A 7,416-nucleotide genomic window follows, 5' to 3' on the forward strand; every position below is an offset into this window, starting at 1 on the left:
TTGCAAAAAGCATCGTAATGTCCATGTCTTTTATTTGGTGATCATCGGCAAGTTCAAACCTTGCGCTTTGGCACATTCAACGGCGATATCATAACCAGCATCTGCATGACGCATTACGCCTGTTGCTGGGTCATTGGTCAACACACGAGCAATACGTGCTGCTGCTTCATCCGTACCATCACAAACAATCACGACACCTGAGTGTTGAGAGAAGCCCATTCCTACACCACCACCGTGATGTAATGAAACCCAAGTCGCACCACCTGCTGTATTAAGTAAAGCATTCAGCAATGGCCAATCAGATACAGCATCAGAACCATCTTGCATTGCTTCAGTTTCACGGTTTGGACTGGAAACTGAGCCTGAGTCTAAATGATCGCGACCTATGACGATTGGTGCTGAAAGCTCACCACTACGTACCATTTCGTTAAATGCCAGACCTAATTTTGCACGTAGTCCTAAGCCAACCCAGCAAATACGCGCTGGTAAGCCTTGGAAGCTAATCCGTTCTCTTGCCATGTCTAACCAACGATGTAAATGTTCATCGTCTGGAATCAATTCTTTAACTTTTGCATCTGTTTTATAGATATCTTCTGGATCACCTGAAAGTGCAACCCAACGGAATGGCCCAATACCACGACAGAATAATGGACGGATATAAGCTGGTACAAAACCAGGGAAATCAAATGCGTTTTCTACGCCTTCTTCCTGCGCCATTTGACGGATATTATTGCCATAGTCAAAGGTTGGAACACCCATTTTTTGGAAATCCAGCATCGCTTGTACATGCTTTGCCATAGATTGTTTTGCAGCTTTTACCACTACTTCTGGCTCAGTTTTGGCACGTTGACGATATTCTTCCCATGTCCAACCAATTGGTAAATAGCCATTGAGAGGATCATGTGCACTGGTTTGATCCGTCACCATGTCCGGATGAACACCACGGCGAACCAATTCAGGTAAAATCTCAGCTGCATTGCCATGTAGCGCAATCGAAATCACTTTGCCTTCTTTGGTATAACGATCGATACGCGCTAAAGCATCATCTAAATCTGTGGCTTGCTCATCGACATAACGTGTACGTAAACGGAAATCAATGCTGGCTTGCTGACATTCGATATTAAGCGAGCATGCACCTGCCAATGTCGCAGCTAAAGGCTGAGCCCCACCCATTCCACCTAATCCAGCAGTCAACACCCAACGACCTGTTAAGTCACCGTTGTAGTGCTGGCGACCAGCTTCAACAAAAGTTTCATAGGTACCTTGTACAATGCCTTGGCTGCCGATATAGATCCAAGAACCTGCGGTCATTTGACCATACATTGCTAAGCCTTTGGCATCTAACTCGTTAAAATGTTGCCAATTTGCCCAATGTGGAACTAAGTTTGAATTGGCAATAAGAACACGTGGTGCATCTTTATGTGTTTTGAACACACCAACGGGTTTACCTGATTGAACCAATAAAGTTTCGTCATTTTCTAAAGTTTTAAGTGTTTCAACAATCTTGTCATAACATTCCCAATTACGTGCAGCACGACCAATACCGCCATAAACAACGAGTTCTTTTGGATTCTCTGCGACATCAGGATCAAGATTATTCATCAACATACGCAGTGGAGCTTCAGTCAACCAACTTTTTGCATTGAGCTTGGTACCACGAGGTGCGCGAATTTCTACATCACGAAATTTTGTTGTCGTTGTTGTCACAATAGGACTCCTTCCTTTGAGTTTAAACCAGCAAATTAAACTGCATTCACTGTATAGCAATGTACTAACTTGTATATACATCTATATACTACACAAATCTTTAATATTGAAAAGATGCTTTTTAAATTATTTTTAAAAAAATTTATAAACATATAAAATAAATAGATTTATTTTTCATAAAAACAAAAAAACGCAGACAACTTCAGCTTGTATGCGTTTAAGTAAAATCAATAAAATTTAGATTTTTGTGAGTTGTATTAGACAAGTTTGCTTTAAAAATTGCTGATTTAAAATGATTGTCTTTAATGATTTTTCATATTCGAGTTTAAGACTGTCCTGATGTTCCAAATGAAAAATCTGTTGACCAATTTCGATAACTAACACCTCAACACTCTGATTAAAAATAAACATCACGTCAGATAATATGGGTATTTCTAAGGCTTCTGGAGAGAAAATCCACTGATACTGTGCATCAAACTTTTTTGGATTATAAATCAAATTAAAATCGCGAATGTGCCCTGCCAGCAATTCACAACTGACCATGCTGTCTCCACGAAACTCGACGGACTGCAATGTTTTTAAATGCTTAAAATCATCATCTATACGCAGTGAAAGACCTTGACCTTCCAATACCGTCAAAAAGCGATTCATCCCATTAAACTTGGAAAAATCACCCGATGTTTTCACATCGGCCATCGAAATCCGCCAATCAAACTCAGCTAAGCTTTCACCGACACTACGGGCGATTTCAAGCGTATAGCCTTCGCCATTTTTCCATCGCATTTTTTTGTAATGGCTGGCTTTTAAAAGCTCAATCATTGGGTAAATTTACCTTCCAAATAATAGCGACTGCCAGGATAAATTAGCCTTGCACTGGAAATCAGTTGTTTATTGGACCATGTTCTACGACGGATCAATAAACAAGGCTCTGTTTTATTGATTTTTAACCATTTACATTCTTGTGCTGAAGCAAGAATCGCAGTAACCACATGCTCACCTTCAGTAACAGGTGCTTTTGACATTAAATAGGCATTAGGCGTGATAGTTTTAAAATCTTGTGCCAAATAATCTGGAATCAGTACGGGATCAACTAAACGATCTTCGATCTGCACAGGCACATCATTTTCATAATGCACAATGATCGAGTGAAATAAGCGTTGTCCTTCTCGAATTTGCATTAACCGACTTTGTTCTTCATTGGCTTGAATTTGTTCAAGTACCAATACTTCAGCATGATGTTTATGATTTCTCGCAATAATTTCTTCTGCAATATTGTTCACATGAAATAATGCTGTACGACCTTGTCCTTCAGCGACAAAAGACCCTACACCTTGTATACGGACTAATAAGCCTTCACTGGTCAGTTCGCGCAATGCCCGATTGACTGTCATACGACTACAGCCTAGTAAATTCACCAACTCACTTTCTGAAGGAATTTTTTTATTTACAGTCCAGGTTCCTTCATAAATTTTTTGTGAAATCATTTGCTTCACGCGCAAATACAAAGGAACAGGACTATCTTCTTCTAGAGATAAGTCTAGATCATTGTGCTTTGACGCTCTTGACATTGGCTAAAACTCATACAAAATATTCTAAATCATTGTAGCTTGAGTCGATGTTATTTGTATATACAAGCCTATACAAATAATCATGATAAAAATATCCATTACTCATCAATGGCATTCCAACTTATATCAATTTACTCATTTTGCTTTTGCATCATTTAATCATAGATGGTGTAGCGGTCACCCAACGAATATTAATCGGCCTTGTTTGCAGCGCAAGGTTTGACTTCGTCTACGCAAAAGAATTTAAACTTTAAATGTAAAGTGTGGCTGTGTAAGTTTTATTCTCATCAGCTAGGTTTTTAAATCCCTTTTGCTAAGTTTTTACTCAGATTGTTTGAATCCTCCCCCATGCAAAGTTAATACTTCTCACCTTTTTTAAAGGAGGGAGTTTTTCGTTACTCAAATAAATTGAGTTTAACCATACAGCGTTTTGCTATCGCGTGGCGACATAAATAAGGAGGCAAAAGCCTCCTTATTTATTCAATCAAATTAGAAAGTCTTTCTTAAACTCAACCAGTACTGGTGATTATCGCGGTCTTGCAACTGCTCTGGCGTATTTCCAATTGGAAAGGCAACTTCTGCATTGGCTTGAATATTCCACGCACTCGTCCAGTTCAAACCTAAACCTGCACTACTGATTTGAACTTGATTATCGCCTGTCACACCTGCCCAACGCTTAGCATTTAACGTGACTTCTGCTGTATCGATAAATACTTTCGCTGTTAGCTGATGCTTTGCATCGGCAAATAAACTTTGTCTCAGTTCTGCCGTGGCCAAATAACCTGTAGAGCCTGCAAATTGACTCGATTCATAACCACGCACATTAAATGGACCACCACCTAGATATTGCTCTGCACTGTCTAGATTATAAGGACTGTATTGTCCATAAATTCCCAAATATCCTTGCGTGCCCTTATTGCTCAGATTTTGTAAGCGTGACAGATTCAATGTAGCACTATAGTAGTCTCCAGCTGTCTTCGCTGTTTGCGCATCTAAAGCAGCGGCATCATCATTTTTAAATTTCACACGACCATAACTAGTTGAAGCACCATATTGGGTTAAACCTCCACCCAAGAATTGATCAAACTGCGAGCCATCCAGTCGGGCAGTCACCACATCAATATTTCGATGTTTGTAATATTGATTGAGCTGAATATCATCTTTCAGTTGTTTATGATCGTATTGTAAGCTGAGAAGGACTTCTGCATTGTTGGTCAATAAGGCAGGTTGGCTAATGAATACACTACTTTGTGCAGCACTCCCTTCTGCGCCAATGTTTTTTAGCTCTTTTCCAAGTTCATAATCTAGATAAGAATAACTTGCGCCTGCCCGAGTACCCATTCCTGTAAAGGTAAAGGCATAACCCACGCGCCCGTAGTTCATGCGTTTGCCTGCAGTCATCACATCTAAGCTTAGTTCATCACCTAAGCCGGCAAGGTTGTTGGCAGAAATTCCAGCGGTTCCACGCACTTGACTGGTATAACGATTACCAAAGTTATCTGCGCCAATATAACCATTCAACATGGCTGCATTTTGTACTTCAACATTGAGTTGGCTACTTCCGACTGTTGCACCAGGGGTCAAAACATTTCGGGTATTGACCCCATTTAAACGATTGAGCAGTTTGAGTTGTTGTTGCATCTGGTCACTGTTGATGCGCTCACCTTGTTTAAGTGGCGCAACGGTTTGTTCAATCAGCCAGTTTTGCGTTCGACTTTGATTATCAATCTGAGTTTGATCATAATACGCTTCGAGTACATTGATACGTACTACGCCCTGACTTAGATTCTGCTGAGGCAGATAAGCTCGGCTATATGCATAGCCCTGTTGTTGGTAGTAAGTGGTAATCTTTTGGGCAACTTGCCAGAGTTGCTGAAGACTCAGTTGTTTACCTTCGGCATCCGCCACTAAGTGATGCAATTGCGCTGTGCTAAAACGACTATTTCCAGTGATTTCAATTTTGCGTACAGGAATTTGTATATCAGGTGAATTAGGTACGTTATTACTTGCTGAACTTTCTACCTGAACAGCAGCCTGTGGTTCAATACTTTGTCCTTGTTGCTGTTGTTGTAACAGTTGACCCGCATTAGGTGCTGGCGCTGCATAGTTACTGCTGGTCAAAAGCATCAGACAAGCAGCTACAGATATTGCCAATATATTATGTTGTTGTTTCATCAATTAGTGCTCCCCTGCCAAAATTTGAATACCTGTAGTGTTAACTCCACCTTGGCGTACATCTAAATCAACTGTATTTAAGACGTTATTGGTTTCAGGCAAATAACGAGGTCGTTTGAATTGTATGGCTTGTAAATAAGCCGCAGGGGTTAACAGATAAATATCAGCTGTGGTCACAGCGGTGGTATCCACAAGTTTGTAGTTTTGAGCATCTAAGCCACCTAGACTTAAACCTGTAATCGATACATTTTTTGCTTGCCCTGTGGTCGCACTGTCAAATTGTCCTGTTGCTGTTGCAACGTTTAAATTGTCCCCAGCGTAGATACCGTTGAATTGTGCGTTGCTAAGATTAAGCTCAGCGGCAGTTAACCCATTATAAGTACGATTGTTGGCCGTAATTCCAGCGATGTTTTGAATATTGGCTTGGCGAATATCTGCCGTAGTTTGTGCAGTGTTATTCACCAACTCGTAGTTATGTGCATCTGCACCACTTAAACTGACACCCTGAATCGAGACTTGTTTTGCTATACCCACATTTTTATCACTGAATTGTCCTGTTGCTGAAGCAACTTTCAATTCATCGCCTGCAACCATACCAGTGAATTGTGCTGATCCAGTATTTAATGTTGCGTTGGTGGTTGCATCATAAATACGATTATTGGCGGTAATGCCTGTCACTTGGTTAATTTTAGCTTTGGCGATATCTAATGAACCATCCACAAAGCTTAGCTCGTAGTTCTTGTCTAGACCCGTTGCGGTATTGGTGTATTGACCAGCATCTTTAGCGGTAACTGTTGCTGAAACGCCAGATAGTACAGATTCAGTTTCACCATTGACCAAACCTGTTGCAGTAAAGCCAGCAGCAGTTTGATCTTTACCATTATAAATAGTTGATACGCTATTGGCAGTTACGGTGGCTTTAGCTTTGACGATATCTAAAGCCCCATCAACAAAGCTTAAATCATAATTCTTATCTAGACCTGTTGCGGTGTTAACATATTTGCCTGCATCTTTAGCAGTCACCGTTGCACTGATACCTGAGAGTACTGATTCAGTTTCACCATTGACCAAACCTGTCGCAGTAAAGCCCCCAGCTGTTTGATCTTTACCGTTATAAGTAGTTGATACGCTATTGGCTATTACCGTGGCTTTAGCTTTGGCAATATCTAATGAGCCATCAACAAAGCTTAAATCATAATTCTTGTCTATACCTGTTGCGGTATTGGTGTATTGACCTGCATCTTTAGCAGTCACCGTTGATAAAACACCTGATAAGACAGATTCAGTTTCACCATTCACTAAACCTGTCGCAGTAAAGCCCGCAGCAGTTTGGTCTTTACCGTTATAAGTAGTTGATACACTATTGGCAGTTACTGTCGCTTTAGCCTTAGCAATATCCAAAGAACCATCAACAAAACTTAACTCGTAGTTCTTGTCTAGTCCCGTTGCACTATTGGTATATTTGCCAGCATCTTTAGCAGTCACCGTTGATAAAACACCTGATAAGACAGATTCAGTTTCACCGTTGACTAAGCCTGTCGCACTAAAACCAACAGCCGTTTGGTCTTTACCGTTATAAGTAGTTGATACACTATTGGCAGTTACTGTCGCTTTAGCCTTAGCAATATCTAATGAGCCATCAATAAAAATAAGATCATAGTTCTTGTCTAGACCCGTTGCACTATTGGTATATTGACCTGCATCTTTAGCGGTAACCGTTGCACTGACACCTGAGAGTACGGATTCAGTTTCACCATTGACCAAACCTGTCGCAGTAAAGCCCGCAGCTGTTTGATTTTTACCGTTATAAGTAGTTGATACGCTATTGGCTATTACCGTGGCTTTAGCTTTGGCAATATCTAAYGMRCCATCAACAAAACTTAACTCGTAGTTTTTATCTATGCCTGTTGCAGTATTGGTGTATTGGCCAGCATCTTTAGCGGTAACTGTTGCACTGACACCTGAT

The 7,416-nt window shown here is 40.6% G+C and carries 5 protein-coding genes; all 5 read right to left on the minus strand.

The features are described from left to right. Positions 1 to 30: 30 nt before the first annotated feature. Positions 31 to 1,707, minus strand: coding sequence for a urocanate hydratase (hutU, locus tag ASC84_RS14435; protein ID WP_056515936.1), 1,677 nt, complete (start codon positions 1,705 to 1,707; stop codon positions 31 to 33). A 237-nt stretch (positions 1,708 to 1,944) separates the two neighbouring features. Continuing rightward, the gene (locus ASC84_RS14440; RefSeq protein WP_056515939.1) at positions 1,945 to 2,526 is read right to left on the minus strand and encodes a HutD family protein; all 582 of its coding nucleotides are present in this window, start codon (positions 2,524 to 2,526) and stop codon (positions 1,945 to 1,947) included. Beyond that, complete coding sequence (hutC, locus tag ASC84_RS14445) at positions 2,523 to 3,275, minus strand: histidine utilization repressor (protein ID WP_004721807.1); 753 nt, start codon at positions 3,273 to 3,275, stop codon at positions 2,523 to 2,525. The genes ASC84_RS14440 and hutC overlap by 4 nt, the downstream gene beginning before the upstream one ends. Before the next feature lie 489 nt (positions 3,276 to 3,764). After that, positions 3,765 to 5,450 (minus strand): ShlB/FhaC/HecB family hemolysin secretion/activation protein, encoded by a 1,686-nt coding sequence (locus tag ASC84_RS14450; protein ID WP_056515941.1) that lies wholly within the window; start codon positions 5,448 to 5,450, stop codon positions 3,765 to 3,767. Between the two features lie 3 nt (positions 5,451 to 5,453). Then, on the minus strand, positions 5,454 to 7,416 hold a 1,963-nt coding region (locus ASC84_RS23320; RefSeq protein ID WP_227515156.1), incomplete at its 5' end, for an MBG domain-containing protein.

Source organism: Acinetobacter sp. Root1280, assembly GCF_001425285.1.
GTDB classification, from domain to species: Bacteria; Pseudomonadota; Gammaproteobacteria; order Pseudomonadales; family Moraxellaceae; genus Acinetobacter; species Acinetobacter guillouiae.

Coding starts and splice junctions, on each gene's coding strand:
- ASC84_RS14440 (WP_056515939.1), bottom strand. CDS start 2,526: ATGATTGAGCTTTTAAAAGCCAGCCATTACAAAAAAATGCGATGGAAA.
- hutC (WP_004721807.1), bottom strand. CDS start 3,275: ATGTCAAGAGCGTCAAAGCACAATGATCTAGACTTATCTCTAGAAGAA.
- ASC84_RS14450 (WP_056515941.1), bottom strand. CDS start 5,450: ATGAAACAACAACATAATATATTGGCAATATCTGTAGCTGCTTGTCTG.